This is a genomic window from Paraburkholderia sp. J67 (assembly GCF_905220265.1).
Lineage (GTDB): Bacteria > Pseudomonadota > Gammaproteobacteria > Burkholderiales > Burkholderiaceae > Paraburkholderia.
On record NZ_CAJMZK010000114.1, the window covers coordinates 1 to 365 of the forward strand.

General features: G+C 60.8%; 1 protein-coding gene. It reads right to left on the reverse strand.

The genetic code is table 11. From position 1 onward, the window contains the following. Positions 1-365: electron transfer flavoprotein subunit beta/FixA family protein (locus U5782_RS41425; RefSeq protein ID WP_415914505.1), on the reverse strand; the 365-nt coding region annotated here is incomplete at both ends.

Consider the following 365-nt stretch of genomic DNA (forward strand, 5'->3'; position numbering starts at 1 on the left):
ACATCGACACCCAGATCCGCGGGCTTGAGCGTTTCCAGCGGTTTCTTCTTCGCCTTCATGATGTTGGGCAGCGTGACGTAGCGCGGCTCGTTCAGGCGCAGGTCCGTCGTGACAACGGCCGGCAGCGTCAGCGAAAGCGTTTCCGCGCCGCCGTCGATTTCGCGCGCTACTGTGACACGACCGTCTGCAACGGTGATCTTCGAAGCAAAGGTCGCTTGCGGCAGATCCGCCAGGGCGGCGAGCATCTGGCCAGTCTGGTTCGAATCGTCGTCGATGGCCTGCTTGCCGAGGATAATCAGCGAAGGTTGTTCCTTATCGACGAGCGCCTTCAAAAGCTTCGCGACGGCCAGCGGCTGCAATTCTTC